This window comes from Oceanibaculum pacificum (genome assembly GCF_001618175.1).
In the GTDB taxonomy this organism is placed as follows: domain Bacteria; phylum Pseudomonadota; class Alphaproteobacteria; order Oceanibaculales; family Oceanibaculaceae; genus Oceanibaculum; species Oceanibaculum pacificum.
The window spans coordinates 1-16,168 of record NZ_LPXN01000001.1; the positions used below are offsets into that span (position 1 = coordinate 1).

Here is a 16,168-nt window from a genome sequence, read left to right on the forward strand (position 1 = left end):
CACTTGTTGCGGGGGTCCACGCCTCAGCCCGCTGGATCGTCGGTCGAGAAGGCTGAACCCTGGATTCCCGGCACAAGGCCGGGAATGACGAAGTAAGGGAAATTCTCAGACCGTCACCCCCGGCCTTGTGCCGGGGGTCCACGCTTCCGCTTGCTGGATGCCGGTCGAGCAGAACGGGCCTACTCCAGCAGCCCCTTCAGCCGATAGAGCGCATCGAGCGCGCCCCTGGGTGTCAGCTCGTCGGGGTTGATCTCGGCCAGGGCCGCCTCCGCCGGGGACGGGCCGGCGGGCGACGCGGCGGGGGGCTTCGGGGCCATCGCGGCGAACAGCGGCAAATCGTCGGCGATGCGGGCCGGCGATGAGCCGGGGCGGGCGCCGGTTTCGCCTTCCTCCAGCCGTTTCAGCACAGCCTCGGCGCGGGCGATCACCGGGGCGGGCAATCCGGCCAGCTTGGCGACATGGATGCCGTAGGAACGGTCCGCCGCGCCGGCCGCGACCTCATGCAGGAACACGATATCGTCCTGCCATTCCTTCACCCGCATGGTGTGACAGGCGAGATGGTCCAGCTTCTCGGAGAGCTGCGTCAGCTCGTGGTAATGCGTGGCGAACAGCGTGCGGCAGCGATTGACCGCGTGCAGATGCTCCACCGTCGCCCAGGCGATGGAAAGGCCGTCATAGGTCGCCGTACCCCGGCCGATCTCGTCCAATATGACCAGCGAGCGCTCGCTGGCCTGGTTCAGGATGGCGGCGGTCTCGACCATCTCGACCATGAAGGTGGAGCGGCCGCGCGCCAGATCGTCGGCCGCACCCACCCGGCTGAACAGCCGGTCGACGGCGCCGATACGGGCCTTGTCGGCCGGCACGAAGCTGCCGATCTGCGCCAGGATGGCGATCAGCGCATTCTGCCGCAGGAAGGTCGATTTGCCGGCCATGTTCGGGCCGGTCAGCAGCCACAGGCGCTTTTCCGCCTCCAGTACGCAATCATTGCCGACGAAGCGCGCGCCGGCGGCCTGCAGCGCCGCCTCGACCACCGGATGCCGGCCGCCCTGGATGGCGAAGGCGGTGTCGCTCGCCATCTCCGGCCGGGCGTAGCGGCAATCGACGGCCAGCTCGGCCAGGGCGGCGGCCACGTCGATGCGGGCAATCGCGTTGGCCGCCAGCGCCACGGCGTCGGCGCGAAGCGTCACCTCGCCGACCAGATCCTTGAACAGCGCCAGCTCGACGGCCAGCGCCTTGTCGGCGGCGCTGGAGAGCTTCTGTTCCAGCTCGCCCAGTTCCACCGTGGTGAAGCGCACGGCGCTGGCCATGGTCTGGCGGTGGATGAAATTCTCCTGCCGCAGCAGCTTGTCGCCGTGATTGGTCGAGACCTCGATGAAATAGCCCAGCACGTTGTTGTGCTTGATCTTCAGCGCCGACACGCCGCTTTCCTGCTGGTAGCGGGCCTGCAGTCCGGCGATCAGCCGGCGGCTTTCGTCCCGCAGGCTGCGCAGATGGTCCAGCTCCGGTGCATAGCCGGGGGCGATGAAGCCGCCATCGCGGGTCAGCACCGGCAGCTCGGCGGCCAGCGCCCGGGTCAACCGGTCGACCAGCGCATTGTGCCGGCCCAGATCATCGAGCGCCTGGGCGATGCCGGCGGGCAGCGGCATCAGCGAGGGCCGGGCGATCAGCTCGCGCAGGGTGGAGGTCTCGGTCAGCGCGTCGCGGATCGCCGCCAGGTCGCGCGGGCCGCCGCGATCCAGCGTCAGGCGGGTCAGCGCGCGCTCGATATCCGGGCAGCGCTTCAGCGTCTCGCGGGTCTTGCCGCGCAGCGCCTCCTGGTCGAGGAAGAACTGCACCCGGTCCAGCCGGTCCTCGATGGCCGGCACGTCGGTCAGCGGCGCGGCCAGCCAGGCCGCCAGCAGCCGCGCGCCGGCCCCGGTGACCGTGCGGTCGATGACGGAAAGTAGGCTGCCCTTGCGCTCGCCGGTCTGGGTGCGCGTCAGCTCCAGCGAGCGGCGGGTGGCGGCGTCGATCTCCATCACCGCGCCGGCCTGCAGGCGGCGCGGGGCGGACAGGCGCGGCAGCTTGCCCTTCTGCGTCAGCTCCACATAGTCCACCAGCGCGCCGGCGGCGGCCAGCTCGGCGCGTTCGAAGGCGCCGAACGCATCCAGCGCCTGCACCTCGAACAGCGCCATCAGCCGCTTCTCGCCGGCCACGCTGTCGAAGCGCGCGCCGGGCTGCGGGGTCATCACGCTTTTCCAGTCGGCGAAGGCCTCGAACAGCGCCTCGCGCTGCAGCAGCCGGTCGGGCAGCAGCAGCTCCTGCGGGTCGAGCCGGGCGAGAGCGGCGGCCAGGCCGGCCTCGGCGATGGGCTGCACGGAGAATTCGCCGGTCGACATATCGACCCAGGCGAGCCCCAGCCGACCCTGCGCATCGGCCAGGCAGACCAGATGGTTGTGCCGCCGTGCATCGAGCAGCGCATCCTCGGTGACCGTGCCGGGGGTGACGATGCGCACCACCTCGCGCTTCACCAGCGACTTGCCGCCGCGCTTCTTCGCCTCGGCGGGGTCTTCCACCTGCTCGCAGATCGCCACCTTGTGGCCCTGGCGCACCAGGCGCGAGAGATAGGCGTCATAGGCATGCACCGGCACGCCGCACATCGGCACGTCCTCGCCGGCATGCTGGCCGCGCTTGGTCAGCGTGATGTCCAGGGCGGCCGCGGCCGTGACCGCGTCCTCCAAGAACAGCTCGTAGAAATCGCCCATGCGGTAGAACAGCAGGCAGTCCGGATGGGCCCGCTTGGTCTCGATATAATGCGCCAGCATGGGGGTGGCGGCGGGGGTGTCTGTCAAGGCGTTCAAGGCGGCCCGCTGGGTTTCGATCAAGTGCCGCCGACCATAGCATCCGACCGGCTTCTGTCGAAGGGCCGCCTGCAAACAGCCACTGGTATTGCCACTTCGCGCCGCGTAGCCTAAAGCGAACCAGAAAATGATGAGCGCCCGTCCCGCGCGGCGCTTGAGGAAACCCCAAGGAACCCCGCAATGGACGATAATAATACCAACAAGCGCATCACCGACGAGGAGGCGCTGGCCTTTCACTCCGAGGGCAAGCCCGGCAAGATCGCCATCGCGCCGACCAAGCCGCTGACCACCCAGCGCGATCTGTCGCTGGCCTATTCGCCGGGCGTCGCCGTGCCCTGCCTGCGCATCGAGCAGGATCCGCGCCTGGCCTACGAATACACCTCGAAAGGCAATCTGGTCGCCGTGATCTCGAACGGCACGGCGGTGCTGGGGCTGGGCGATATCGGCGCGCTGGCCTCCAAGCCGGTGATGGAGGGCAAGGCGGTGCTGTTCAAGCGCTTCGCCGACGTGGATTCCATCGACCTTGAGGTCGACACCAAGGATGTCGAGGAATTCGTCAATGCGGTGCGCTATCTGTCGCCCAGCTTCGGCGGCGTCAATCTGGAGGATATCCGCGCCCCGGAATGCTTCATCATAGAGCAGCGCCTGCGCGAGCTGATGGATATTCCGGTATTCCATGACGATCAGCACGGCACCGCGATCATCGCGGCGGCCGGCATTCTGAACGCGCTGCACATCACCGGGCGCGACATCAAGAAGTCCCGCATGGTCATCAATGGCGCCGGGGCGGCCGGCATCGCCTGCGCCGAGTTGGTGAAGGCCATGGGCATGCCGCACGACAATGTCATCCTGTGCGACACCAAGGGCGTGATCTATCGCGGCCGCGTCGAGGGCATGAACCAGTGGAAGTCGGCCCATGCGGCCGCTACCGAGGCGCGTACGCTGGAAGAGGCGATGACCGGGGCCGACGTGTTCTTCGGCCTGTCGGCCAAGGGCGCGGTCAGCCAGGAGATGGTGAAGAAGATGGGCGAAAAGCCGATCATCTTCGCCATGGCCAACCCGGATCCGGAAATCACCCCGGAGGAGGTGAAGGAAGTGCGCCCCGACGCCATCGTGGCGACCGGCCGGTCGGACTATCCGAACCAGGTGAACAACGTTCTGGGCTTTCCCTACATCTTCCGCGGCGCGCTGGACGTGCAGGCGAGCGAGATCAACGACCAGATGAAGATCGCCGCCGCCGAGGCCATCGCCGCATTGGCCCGCGAGGATGTGCCGGACGAGGTCGACCAGGCCTATTCCGGCCGCCGGCTGCGCTATGGCCCGGAATACATCATTCCGGCCCCGTTCGATCCGCGCCTGATCGTCGCCGTCTCTTCCGCCGTCGCCAAGGCGGCGATGGATACCGGCGTGGCGCGCAAGCCGATCACCGACATGAAAGCCTACAAGAACGAGCTGTCGGCGCGCCTCGACCCGACCTCGGTCAGCCTGCAGCGCATCTTCGACCGGGTGGCGGAGAACCCGCAGCGCGTGGTGTTCGCCGAGGGCGAGGAGGAGCAGACGATCCGCGCCGCCGTGCTGTTCAAGAATGCCGGCTACGGCACGCCGATCCTGGTCGGCCGCGAGGACACGGTCCGCGCCACCATGGCGCAGATCGGCCTGAACGATCCGGGCGGCATCGAGGTGCATAATGCGCGGCTGTCGACCAACAACAAGAAATACACCGACTTCCTGTATGACCGGCTGAACCGCAAGGGCCTGTTGTATCGCGACTGCCAGCGCCAGGTGAATCAGGACCGCAACGTCTTCGCCGCCTGCATGGTGGCCAATGGCGACGCCGATGCCATGGTCACCGGGCTTACCCGCAGCTTCGCGGTCTGCTTCGAGGATGTGACCCGTGTGATCGACCCGCAGCCCGGCCAGCTGCTGTTCGCGCTGGCGATGGTGGTGGCGGCCAACCGCACCGTCTTCATCGCCGACACCTCGGTGCATGAGCTGCCGAGCGCGGAGGAGCTGGCGGATATCGCAACCCAGACTGCGGCCAAGGCCCGCCAGCTCGGTCATGAGCCGCGCGTGGCGCTGTTGTCCTTCTCCAATTTCGGCAATCCGGCGCGCGAGAAGGCCCAGCGCATCCGCGAGGCGGTCGAGGTGCTGGACAGCCGCAATGTCGATTTCGAGTATGACGGCGAAATGTCGGCCGATGTGGCGCTGAACGCGGAGCTGCACCGGCTCTACCCGTTCTGCCGACTAACCGGCCCGGCCAACATCCTGATCATGCCGGCGCTGCATTCGGCCAACATCTCCTACAAGCTGATGCAGGAGCTGTCGGGCGCGTCGGTCATCGGCCCGCTGCTGATCGGCCTGCAGAAGCCGGCGCAGATCGTGCAGATGGGCGCCAACGTGTCGGACATTGTGAATGCGGCGGCGCTGGCGGCCTACGACGCCATCCGCTGATTTCCGCGCCGGCCTTTCCACCGGTTTCCTCTCCTTTAGGGCAAGGGTTGCATACGCACCCTTGCCCTTCGCTTGTAAAGCGACTTAACCTATCAGCGTCAAGTAAAGAAACCTGGGGTCGTAGATACGGTCCACGCACACCCGGGGCATATGGGAGGAGGAAACCATGAAGCGTAATCTGCTGTCCCTGACGGCTGCCCTGGTGCTGGGCGTTGCCGCTGCCGGCACCGCCGCCAACGGGGCGAATGCCGCCGAAAAACTGAAATACGCCCATGTCTACGAGACCAGCGAGCCCTATCACAAATGGGCGCTCTGGGCGGCCGACGAAATCAAGAAACAGACCAATGGGCGCTACGAGATCGAGGTCTTCCCTGCCTCCTCGCTGGGCAAGGAATCGGACATCAATGAGGGTCTCGGCCTCGGCACGGTCGACATCATCATGACCGGTGCGCTGTTCGCCGGACGGTTCTACGGGCCCATCGCCATTTCCGGCGCGCCCTACATGTTCCGCGATTTCGACCATTGGAAGGCCTATACCACCAGCGACCTGTTCAAGGAGCTGTCGGACGGTTACCGCAAGAAAGTCGGCCATCCGGTCCTCGCCATGACTTATTACGGCGAGCGTCACGTGACCGCCAACAAGGCGATCAACACGCCGGCCGACATGAAGAACCTGAAGATTCGCGTGCCCGACGCGCCGCTCTACCGGATGTTCCCGGAGGCGGTGGGCGCCAATCCGACGCCGATCGCCTTCGCCGAGGTCTATCTCGCCCTGCAGCAGGGCGTGGCCGACGCGCAGGAGAACCCGCTGCCGACCATCCAGGCGAAGAAATTCTACGAGGTCCAGAAATACATCATGCTGACCGGCCATATCACCGACTCCTTGCTGACCATCGTCAGCGGCATGCGGTGGGACAATCTGAAGCCGGAGGACCAGAAAATCTTCGCCGCCGTGCTGAAGGAGGCCGCCGGCAAGGCGACCGCCGACATCGTGCAGTCGGAGAAGGAGCTGGCGGCCTGGTTCGAGAAGCAGGGCGTCAATGTGGTGAAGGTCGACCGCAAGCCTTTCCGCGACGAGACGGTGAAGCTGCATAACGGCAAGTCGGCGACCTGGGACAAGGCGACCTACGACAAGCTGCAGGCGCTGAAGTAACCACCGCATCCCCAGGAGACCGGCATGAACGGCATCGACGAGGATCGGCCGACCGACGGCCTGTATCTCGAAGAGGAAACCGACGCGGATGTCGATCTATCCGACATCCGGCCGGAGGATATCGTCAATCTGCTGGTCTTCTGGGCGCTGGCGGGCGTGGTGTTCCTGCAATTCTTCTCCCGCTATGTGATGAATGATTCGATCGGCTGGACCGAGGAGATCGCACGCTATCTGCTGATTGGCGTCGGTTTCCTCGGTTCCGTCATCGCGGTGCGCAAGAACACCCATATCGCGGTGCAATTCTTCTATCGCTACCTCTCGGCCAATATCGGCCGGGCGCTCTCCACCATCGTCGATCTCGGCAATGTCATGTTCTACGGCATGGCGACCTGGATCTGCGTGAAGCTGGCCCTGCGCACCCGGCAGTACATGGCGGTGGTCGATCTGCCGAAATCCATCGTCTATTGGGTGGTCTGCGCCGGCTTCGCGATGATGACCGCCTATGCCATCCACATCGCCATCAAGCATTGGCGCCAGGGCTATAGCGACCTGACCCAGCCCTCGGCCGGCAAGATCATGGACTGATCGTCTCCCCCGCACATTTCATTTCCCGGAGGCCGCCCCCGTGCTGCTGACCCTCCTCTTCGTCATGGTTTTCGGCATGCTGATCATGGGCGTGCCGGTTGCCGTCGCGCTCTGCGGCTCCTCGCTGATCTACATCCTGCTGTCCGGAAACATTCCGGATGTCGTGGTGCTGCACCGGATGATCAACGGCGTCGACAGCTTCCCGCTGCTCGCCATCCCGTTCTTCATCCTGGCCGGCAATCTGATGAACTCGGCCGGCATCACCAACCGCATCTTCGGCTTCGCCAAGGCCTGCGTGGGCTGGATGCGCGGCGGCCTGGGGCATGTGAATGTCGGGGCCAGCGTGATCTTCGCCGGCATGTCGGGCGCGGCTGTGGCCGATGCCGGCGGGCTGGGCACCATCGAGATCAAGGCGATGCGCGACGCCGGCTATGACGATGATTTCTCGGTCGGCGTCACCGCCTCCTCCTCGACCATCGGACCGATCATTCCGCCTTCCCTGCCGATGGTCATTTACGGCGTGATGGCGAACGCCTCGATCGGCCAGCTCTTCGCCGCCGGCTTCATCCCCGGCCTGCTGATGGCTGGGGCGCTGATGATCATGGTGGCCTATTACGCCCGCGTGCGGGGCTATCCGCGCGACGGCACCTTCTCCTTCACCCGGCTGGGCAAGAGCTTCGTCACCGCCTTTCCCTCGCTGATGACGCCGACCATCATCATCGGCGGCATCCTGTTCGGCTGGTTCACGCCGACGGAAGCGGCCATCGCCGCCGTGTTCTACGCCCTGCTGCTGGGCGTGCTGGTCTACCGCACCCTGGGCTGGCGGCGCATCCTGCGCGTCAGCATGGACACCATCGAGACCACGGCGATCATCCTGCTGATCGTCGCCGGCGCCTCGATCTTCGCCTGGATTCTGACCAGCACCCGCGTCACCGAGCATTTCGCCACCATCGTTCTGACCATCACCGACAACCCGTTGCTGGTCCTGCTGATGATCAACGTGCTGCTGATCGTCGTCGGCTGCTTCATGGAAACCATCGCCGCCATCACCATCCTGGTGCCGGTGCTGCTGCCGGTGATCGAGAAGCTGGGCATCGATCCGGTGCATTTCGGCGTCGTCATGGTGCTGAATCTGATGATCGGCCTGCTGACGCCGCCGGTCGGTATGGTGCTCTATGTGCTGTCGCGCGTATCGGGGCTATCCTTCGAGAGATGCGTGACGGCCACGGCCCCGTTCCTGATCCCCTTGGTGACGGTGCTGCTGCTGGTCACCTTCATTCCGCAGCTCTCGCTATGGCTGCCGACCCTGATCTATCGATGACGTGACGCCCTGAAGGAGGGGCTAGCCCGATGTCCTCCGTGCTCGACGCGCCGAAAGACGCCCTCTTCGTTCGCCTGCACCCGGCCGACAATGTCGTGGTCGCCCGGCTGGCGCTGATGCCCGGAACGGCGCTGCCCGGCGAGGGGGTAAGCGCGGCCGGCAGCATCCCGGCCGGCCACAAGGTGGCGACCAAGCCGATCGCCGCCGGGGAGCCGGTGCGCAAATACAATCAGATTATCGGCTTCGCCACCGAGGAGATCGCGGCCGGCGCGCATGTCCATGTGCACAATGTCGAGATGCAGGATTTCGAGCGCGACTACGCCTTTTCCAGCGACATGCGCCCGACCGACATGGTGCCGGAGGCCGAGCGCGCCACTTTCCAGGGCTTCGTGCGCAAGAACGGCACGGTGGGCACGCGCAATTACATCGGCATCCTGACCTCGGTGAACTGCTCGGCCACGGTGGCGAAATACATCGCCGCCGCCGTCACGCCGGAGATTCTGGCGCAGTATCCCAATGTCGACGGGGTGGTGGCGCTGGTGCATTCCACCGGCTGCGGCATGGCCGATACCGGCGAGGGTTACGCCAATCTGCAGCGCACGCTGTGGGGCTATGCCCGGCACCCGAACTTTGCCGGCATATTGATGGTCGGGCTGGGCTGCGAGGTGAACCAGATCGACTTCCTGCTGGAAGCCTACGGGCTGGAGCGCGGGCCGCGTTTCCAGACCATGACGATCCAGGATACCGGCGGCACCCGCAAGACGGTGGATCGCGGCGTCGAGATCGTGAAATCCATGCTGCCTGTCGCCAACGAGGCGACGCGCAGCACGGTGCCGGCCAGCCACCTGACGCTGGCGCTGCAATGCGGCGGCTCGGACGGCTATTCCGGCATCACCGCCAACCCGGCGCTGGGGGCGGCGGCCGATCTGCTGGTGCGCCATGGCGGCACGGCGATCCTGTCGGAAACGCCGGAAATCTATGGCGCCGAGCATCTGCTGACGCGCCGCGCGGTCGACCGCAAGATCGGCGAGAAGCTGATCGAGCGCATCCGCTGGTGGGAGGATTACACCGAGCGCAATGGCGGCGAGATGAACAACAACCCATCGCCCGGCAACAAGGCGGGCGGCCTGACCACCATCCTGGAAAAGTCGCTGGGGGCGGCGGCCAAGGGTGGCACGACGAACCTGACCGGCGTGTTCAAATATGCCGAGCCGGTGAATGTGAAGGGCTTCGTGTTCATGGATTCGCCCGGCTACGATCCCTGCTCGGTCACCGGCCAGGTCGCCAGCGGCGCCAATGTGATCTGCTTCACCACCGGCCGCGGCTCGGTGTTCGGCTGCAAGCCGTCGCCCTCGATTAAGCTGGCCACCAATTCGCTGATGTACCGCAAGCTGTCCGAGGATATGGACGTGAATTGCGGCGCCGTGCTGGATGAGGGGGTGTCGATCCAGGAGATGGGCCGGCAGGTGTTCGAATTGATCCTGCGGGTCGCCTCGGGCGAGAAGAGCAAAAGCGAGGCGCAGGGCTTCGGCGACGCGGAATTCATTCCCTGGCAGGTCGGCGCGGTGATGTAGGCGAAATGTCACCGGCCGATCATTGACGGCGGGTCCCCCCCTGGCCCTATGCTGGTCGGATCGCCAGCTTACGGGTGTAACGATCTTGTCTCCTAAAATGCGCCGCGCGCTTCTCGTCGCCCTGGTCCTGCTGGGCCTGCCGGCTGCCTTGCTGCTGGCGGGGCTGGCATTGGCGGGGCGCGTAGGGCCGCTGGCCGGCCTGCTGGTGCTGCTGACGGTGGTGGCGCCGGCCGGATTGCTGCTGCATCGGCATTTCCTGCGCATTGAACGCATCGAGGGCGCGCTGGCCCAGGCCCTGGCATCGGGAACGCACGCCGCCGAGCGGGACTCCATCCTGACCGTCGAGATCGAGAGCGACAGCCCGCTCTCCGGCATTGTCGAGGCCGCCAAATCGCTGACCCGGCTTCAGGCCACGCTGAACGAGACGCTTTCCGCCCGGGTCGAGGCGGTCGGCACGGTGATCGAGAATATTCCCGACCCGATGCTGCTGCTCGATGGCGATGCCGTGGTGGCTGGCGCCAACAGGGCGGCGCGCGAGCTGCTGGGGGGCAATTCCGTGGGCCGCGGCATCGCCGTGACGCTGCGCCACCCCGACGTGCTGAAGGCGGTCGATAAGGTGCTTGCCGGCGGCGAGGGCTACGCGGTGGAAATGACCATGCTGGTCCCGGTGGAACGCAGCTTCGCCGTGCGTGTCGAGCCGCTGCCCAGCGCCGGCCCGGACGGCAGCCGGGCGCTGATCATGCTGCACGAGCTGACCGCGATGAAGCGCAGCGAGCAGATGCGCGCCGATTTCGTCGCCAATGCCAGCCACGAGTTGCGCACGCCGCTTTCCACGCTGGTCGGCTTCATTGAAACGCTGCGCGGACCGGCCAAGGACGATCCGGAGGCGCAGGAACGCTTTCTGGAAATCATGCACGAGCAATCCTTGCGCATGGCCCGGCTGGTGAACGACCTGCTGTCGCTGTCGCGCATCGAGCTGAACGAGCACACCCCGCCGCGCCATCGTGCCGATCTGAGGCGCATTCTGGAAAGCGCCAAGGCGACCTTGGACATGCAGGCCGGCACCCGTGAGATGCACATCGAATTGTCGCTCACTGCCGACCTGCCGCAGGTCGTCGGCGAGGAGGACGAGCTGTCGCAGGTGGTGCAGAACCTGATCGACAATGCAATCAAGTACGGCCGCGCCGGCACCGCGATCACCATTGCCGCGCAGCGCGCGGAAGTGCTGCCGGCCGCCTTCCAGAAAGCGCCCCACGGCGCGGTGATGCTGAGCGTGCGCGACCAGGGCGAGGGCATCGCGCGCGAGCACATCCCCCGGCTGACCGAGCGCTTCTACCGTGTCGACAAGGCGCGCAGCCGCGATCTGGGCGGCACCGGCCTCGGCCTCGCCATCGTCAAGCACATCGTCAGCCGCCATCGCGGCGTGCTGAGCATCGACAGCGCGGTCGGCAAGGGAAGCCAGTTCACCGTCTATCTGCCGGCCGCCAATCCCGCCCCCCCGGCCGAATCCTCCCCCGGAATCCAGAGCGAGATCAGCGCCCAATCGGCGTGATGGCTTTTTTACCAGTGAGAGATGGCGCCGTGACGATGTAATAAAATTGTCACGGATTTGTAGTATTGGTGCCGTGTAATCCCGCTATGGATAGCCGGTCCTTCCGTGGGCAGACCATTCGGCGCCGCGACCGAACATCGAAAGAGGATATCCAAAATGCCGTCCGAACATATCGTCAAATCCTTCGATGAAGAGCTGAAGCGCCTGCAGAACCTGATCTCGCAGATGGGTGGCCTGGTCGAGACCCAGATGCAGGATTGCATCCTGTCGCTGTCAAAGCGCGACAGCACGATCGCCGAACGTGTCATCAAGGGCGACGCGCGCATCGACGCCATCGAACATGAAATCAACGATCTGACGGTCCGCATGCTGGCCTTGCGCCAGCCGATGGCCGAGGATCTGCGCCGCATCGTCGGCGCGCTGAAAGTATCCTCCGATTTGGAGCGCATCGGCGACTATGCCGCCAACGTGGCAAAGCGCTCCATCGCGCTGAATCAGATGCCCCCGGCCCGGCCGGCCGCCGGCATTCCGCGCATGGGCAAGATGGTGCAGCAGATCCTGAAGGAGATGCTGGACGCCTATATCGAGCAGGATGCCGAAAAGGCGCTGCAGATCTGGCGCCGGGACGAGGAGGTGGACGAGATGTACACCAGCCTGTTCCGCGAAATGCTGACCTACATGATGGAAGACCCGCGCAACATCTCGCCCTGCACGCATCTGCTGTTCATGGCGAAGAATATCGAGCGCATCGGCGACCACGCCACCAATATCGCCGAGACGCTGTATTACCAGGTGACCGGGCGGCCGCTGACCGCCGAGCGGCCGAAGGGCGACAGCAGCAGCTTTACCGTGGTGGAGCCGGACGGCACCGAGCACACCGTGACGAACCAATAGCAATAGCGATCGGAACGAACCGATGAAGCCTCTGATCCTGGTTGTTGAGGACGAAGCGGCAATCCTGACATTGCTGCGCTACAACCTCGAACGTGAGAATTTTCGCGTCATCGAGGCGCGCGACGGCGAGGAAGCGCTGCTGCTGGCCGGCGAGCGCAAGCCCGACCTGGTGCTGCTGGACTGGATGCTGCCGCTGCTCTCCGGGATTGAAGTGTGCCGCCGGTTGCGCCGCGCCCCGCAGACTCGCGGCCTGCCGATCATCATGCTGACGGCGCGCGGCGAGGAAGGCGATCGGATTCGCGGCCTGAATGCCGGGGCCGACGATTACGTGACCAAGCCGTTCAGCCCCAGCGAGTTGCTGGCCCGGGTGCGCGCCGTCATGCGCCGCTCCCGCCCGGCCGCCGATGCCGAGACGCTGCGCTGCGGCGACATCATCATGGACATCGCCGCCCACAAGACCCGCCGGGGCGAGCGCGACGTTCATCTCGGCCCGACCGAATTCCGCCTGTTGCGCCATTTCCTGGAGCATCAGGGCCGCGTCTTCTCGCGCGAACAGCTTCTCGACGCGGTGTGGGGCGCGGATGTCTATGTCGAACCGCGCACGGTCGATGTGCATATCCGCCGTCTGCGCAAGGCGCTGAACGAGCCACATGAGGACGACCCGATCCGCACCGTGCGCTCCGCCGGTTACGCCCTCGACGCCATGGCCAGCCAATACGCTTGAGCCGGCCGCGGGCCGGCGGCAGAGCCTACTTCTCCGCCTTGGCGCGCTCGATGGCGGTCATGATCATGTCGCGCGCCACATCGGCCTCGGCCCAGCCATTGACCTTGACCCACTTGTTGGGCTCCAGATCCTTGTAGTGGCTGAAGAAATGCTCGATCTGCTGGCGCAGCACCTCGCGCACGTCGCGATAGCTGGCGATATTGCCGTAATAGGGATGCAGATCATCGACCGGGACGGCCAGAATCTTCTCGTCCGGTCCCTTCTCGTCTTCCATCAGCATAACGCCGACCGGGCGCGAGCGCATGACCGAGCCCGGCACGACCGGCACATTGCCCAGAACCAGCACATCGACCGGATCGCCATCCTCGGACAAAGTGTGCGGGATGAAACCGTAATTGGCCGGGTAATACATGGCGGTGTGCAGGAAGCGGTCGACGAACATCGCGCCGGATTCCTTGTCCACCTCATATTTCACGGGCGCGCCGCCAAGCGGAATCTCGACGATGACGTTCACATCGTAGGGCGGGTTCTTGCCGATCGAAATCTTGCGGATGTCCATGGGTGTCTCTTGTGATGAGCGCGGAAATGGCGCGCATCCTACGCATCTGGTGCGCCGCAGCAAAGCCCTCTTAGCCCGGAAGACAAAGAGTCGCGGAAAATTCTTATTCGGCCGATGCCGGGACGGCTTTCGCTTGCGGCGGCGGCAGCACCCGCATGATCCAGACCAGCACCAGCAGCCCTGGTATCGCGGCGGCGGTGGATATCAGGAAAAAGCTGACCCAATCGACATGATCGGCGATCCAGCCGCCCGAGGAGGCGAGGATGGTGCGCGCGAACGCCATGAAGGAGCTGAGCAGCGCATATTGCGTCGCCGTATAGGCGACATTGCACAGGCTCGACAGATAGGCCACGAAGGCCGCCGTCCCCATGCCGCCGGTGAAATTCTCCAGCCCGATGGTGACGGTCAGCATCGCCAGGTCGTAGCCCACCATGGCCTGCACCGCGAACATCAGATTGGAAGCCATTTGCAGGAAGCCGCAGACCAGCAGGCTCTTCAGCAGCCCCAGCCGCGCCACCATGATGCCGCCCAACAGCCCGCCGGCCAGCGTGGCGACCAGCCCGAACAGTTTGGAGATATTGGCGATCTCGATCTTCGAGAAACCCATTTCGATATAGAAAGGATTGGCCATCACCCCGGCCAGCGCATCGCCGAACTTATACAGCACGATGAACAGCAGAATGGTCAGCCAATGGCCGCGCCGCATGAAATCGGCGAAAGGGGCGATGACGGCGCGGTACAGCCATCCGGCCAGCGCCGCGCGCTTGCCGGTCAGACCGCGCGTGCGGTGCCGGGCATCGGCGCGGTCGGCGGCATCGTCGGCAGCCTGCGGCTCCGGGCTCAACAGGATGGTGACCATGCCGACCAGCACCAGCGCGCTCATGACGGCGTAGGTGACGAACCAGCCGTGAAACGCCGCCAGATAGAGCGCCCCGGCGCCGGCCACCAGCATCGCCATGCGGTAGCCGAACACCAATATGCCGGCCCCGGCCCCCTGCTGGCGCTCGCTGAGGCTTTCCACGCGGTAGGCGTCGATGACGATATCCTGGCTGGCGGAGAAGAAGGCCACCAGCACCGCGAACAAAGCGGTGCGCCCGGCATCCACAGCGGGATCGCTGGCCCCCAGGCCGAGCAGGGAGAGAATCAGGCCGAACTGCGTCGCCACCATCCAGCCGCGCCGGCGGCCCAGCAGGCTGGTGAAGGGCGGGATCGGCAGCCGGTCGATCAGCGGCGCCCAGAGGAATTTGAAGGTATAGGGCGCGCCGACCAGGGCGAACAGGCCGATCGAGGTCTTCGATACCCCGACCTCGGCCAGCCAGACGGTCAGCGTGGACAGCGTCAGCAGCAGCGGCAGGCCGCTGGCGAAGCCCAGGAAGAGCTGCGCCAGCACCGGACGCTCGGCATAGATGGCGAAATCGGCGATCCAGCCGCGCAGCCGCGCCCCTCGGCTAGCTCCGGTGCCGTGGGTCAACCGGCATGCACCTTGTCGGCAATCAGCGCGGAGAGCGAAACCTCCGGCCGGGCGCCGAAATGCGAGATCACCTCGGCCGCCGCCACCGCGCCCAGCGTGCCGCAAACCGCGATCGGCAGGTCGCGCGTCAGCCCGTAAAGGAAGCCGCTGGCATAAAGATCGCCCGCCCCGGTGGTATCGACCACCTGCGCGACCGGCTCGGCGTCGATCACATGCACCTCGGCGCCGGCGACCACCACCGCGCCGCGTTCGCTGCGCGTCAGGGCCGCGATTTCGACCTTGCCGCGAATCGCCTGCAACGCATCGTCGAAGCTGGAAACCTCGAACAGCGCCTTGATTTCCTCCTCATTGGCGAACAGCACATCGACATGCTTTTCCACCAGCGCGCGGAATTCCTGGCGGTGCCGTTCGACACAGAACGGATCGGACAAGGACAGCGCAACCTTGCGGCCCGCCTCATGCGCCATCTGGGCGGCCTTCAGGAAGGCCGCCTTGGCCTGCGGCGGATCCCACAGATAGCCTTCGAGATAGGTATAGGCGGAGGCGGCGACCAGCGAGACATCGACATCCTCGGGCGTCAGCTCGACGCAGGCGCCCAGGAAGGTGTTCATGGTGCGCTGGCCATCCGGCGTGACCAGGATCAGGCACCGCGCCGTCGGCAGGCCATCGGTGGCCGGCTGGGTGGTGAAATGCACCCCGGCGGCCTGGATGTCGTGGCGGAAAATGCCGCCCAGCGCATCGTCGCGCACCTTGCCGATGAAAGCGCCCTTGCCGCCCAGCGAGGCAATGCCGTGCATGGTGTTGCCGGCCGAGCCGCCGGACATCTCCACCCCCGGCCCCATCAGCCCGTAAAGCCGGTCCGCCTCGGCCGCGTCGATCAGGCGCATGGCGCCCTTGACCAGCTTCTGTTCGGCGAGGAACGACTCCTCCGTCCGGCTCAGCACATCGACGATCGCATTGCCGATGCCGAGCACATCAAACCGCCGTTCGGTCATTAAACCTTACTCCCGTTCCGTCGCCCGCAAAGGGGTGTTTCATTTTCCG

General features: G+C 65.6%; 12 protein-coding genes. 8 read left to right on the forward strand and 4 right to left on the reverse strand.

The window, feature by feature from the left end:
• Positions 1 to 179 precede the first annotated feature (179 nt).
• On the reverse strand, positions 180 to 2,804 hold the full coding sequence (mutS, locus tag AUP43_RS00005) for a DNA mismatch repair protein MutS (RefSeq protein ID WP_067551282.1): 2,625 nt from the start codon (positions 2,802 to 2,804) through the stop codon (positions 180 to 182).
• Between the two features lie 216 nt (positions 2,805 to 3,020).
• Between mutS and AUP43_RS00010 the strand changes: the two genes are divergently transcribed.
• The 8 genes from AUP43_RS00010 (at position 3,021) to phoB (ending at position 13,094) form a co-directional block, all read left to right on the forward strand.
• Positions 3,021 to 5,291 carry an NADP-dependent malic enzyme gene (locus tag AUP43_RS00010; RefSeq protein WP_067550875.1) on the forward strand — a complete coding sequence of 757 codons (2,271 nt, stop codon included), beginning with the start codon at positions 3,021 to 3,023 and terminating at the stop codon, positions 5,289 to 5,291.
• A 166-nt stretch (positions 5,292 to 5,457) separates the two neighbouring features.
• Positions 5,458 to 6,444: a sialic acid TRAP transporter substrate-binding protein SiaP gene (locus AUP43_RS00015; protein WP_067550876.1), complete on the forward strand. Its 987-nt coding sequence runs from the start codon at positions 5,458 to 5,460 to the stop codon at positions 6,442 to 6,444.
• A 24-nt stretch (positions 6,445 to 6,468) separates the two neighbouring features.
• A complete protein-coding gene (locus tag AUP43_RS00020; RefSeq protein WP_067550881.1) occupies positions 6,469 to 7,029 on the forward strand; it encodes a TRAP transporter small permease in 561 nt (186 codons plus the stop codon).
• Positions 7,030 to 7,069: 40 nt separating this feature from the next.
• Positions 7,070 to 8,350, forward strand: a complete 1,281-nt coding sequence (locus AUP43_RS00025; protein WP_067550882.1) for a TRAP transporter large permease — start codon at positions 7,070 to 7,072, stop codon at positions 8,348 to 8,350.
• A 29-nt stretch (positions 8,351 to 8,379) separates the two neighbouring features.
• On the forward strand, positions 8,380 to 9,924 hold the full coding sequence (locus tag AUP43_RS00030; protein ID WP_067550883.1) for a UxaA family hydrolase: 1,545 nt from the start codon (positions 8,380 to 8,382) through the stop codon (positions 9,922 to 9,924).
• 97 nt (positions 9,925 to 10,021) lie between these two features.
• A complete protein-coding gene (locus AUP43_RS00035; protein ID WP_084462340.1) occupies positions 10,022 to 11,476 on the forward strand; it encodes an ATP-binding protein in 1,455 nt (484 codons plus the stop codon).
• Between the two features lie 156 nt (positions 11,477 to 11,632).
• Positions 11,633 to 12,370: a phosphate signaling complex protein PhoU gene (phoU, locus tag AUP43_RS00040; protein ID WP_067550885.1), complete on the forward strand. Its 738-nt coding sequence runs from the start codon at positions 11,633 to 11,635 to the stop codon at positions 12,368 to 12,370.
• A gap of 22 nt (positions 12,371 to 12,392) precedes the next feature.
• Positions 12,393 to 13,094 (forward strand): phosphate regulon transcriptional regulator PhoB, encoded by a 702-nt coding sequence (gene phoB, locus AUP43_RS00045; protein WP_067550888.1) that lies wholly within the window; start codon positions 12,393 to 12,395, stop codon positions 13,092 to 13,094.
• A gap of 25 nt (positions 13,095 to 13,119) precedes the next feature.
• Here phoB and ppa read toward each other — a convergent pair whose 3' ends face one another.
• The 3 genes from ppa to AUP43_RS00060 all read right to left on the reverse strand — a co-directional run bounded on the left by ppa (position 13,120) and on the right by AUP43_RS00060 (position 16,119).
• On the reverse strand, positions 13,120 to 13,653 hold the full coding sequence (gene ppa / locus AUP43_RS00050; protein ID WP_067550890.1) for an inorganic diphosphatase: 534 nt from the start codon (positions 13,651 to 13,653) through the stop codon (positions 13,120 to 13,122).
• Positions 13,654 to 13,756: 103 nt separating this feature from the next.
• Positions 13,757 to 15,124 carry an AmpG family muropeptide MFS transporter gene (locus tag AUP43_RS00055; RefSeq protein WP_232314834.1) on the reverse strand — a complete coding sequence of 456 codons (1,368 nt, stop codon included), beginning with the start codon at positions 15,122 to 15,124 and terminating at the stop codon, positions 13,757 to 13,759.
• The gene (locus AUP43_RS00060; RefSeq protein WP_067550892.1) at positions 15,121 to 16,119 is read right to left on the reverse strand and encodes an adenosine kinase; all 999 of its coding nucleotides are present in this window, start codon (positions 16,117 to 16,119) and stop codon (positions 15,121 to 15,123) included. The genes AUP43_RS00055 and AUP43_RS00060 overlap by 4 nt, the downstream gene beginning before the upstream one ends.
• Positions 16,120 to 16,168: the final 49 nt, after the last annotated feature.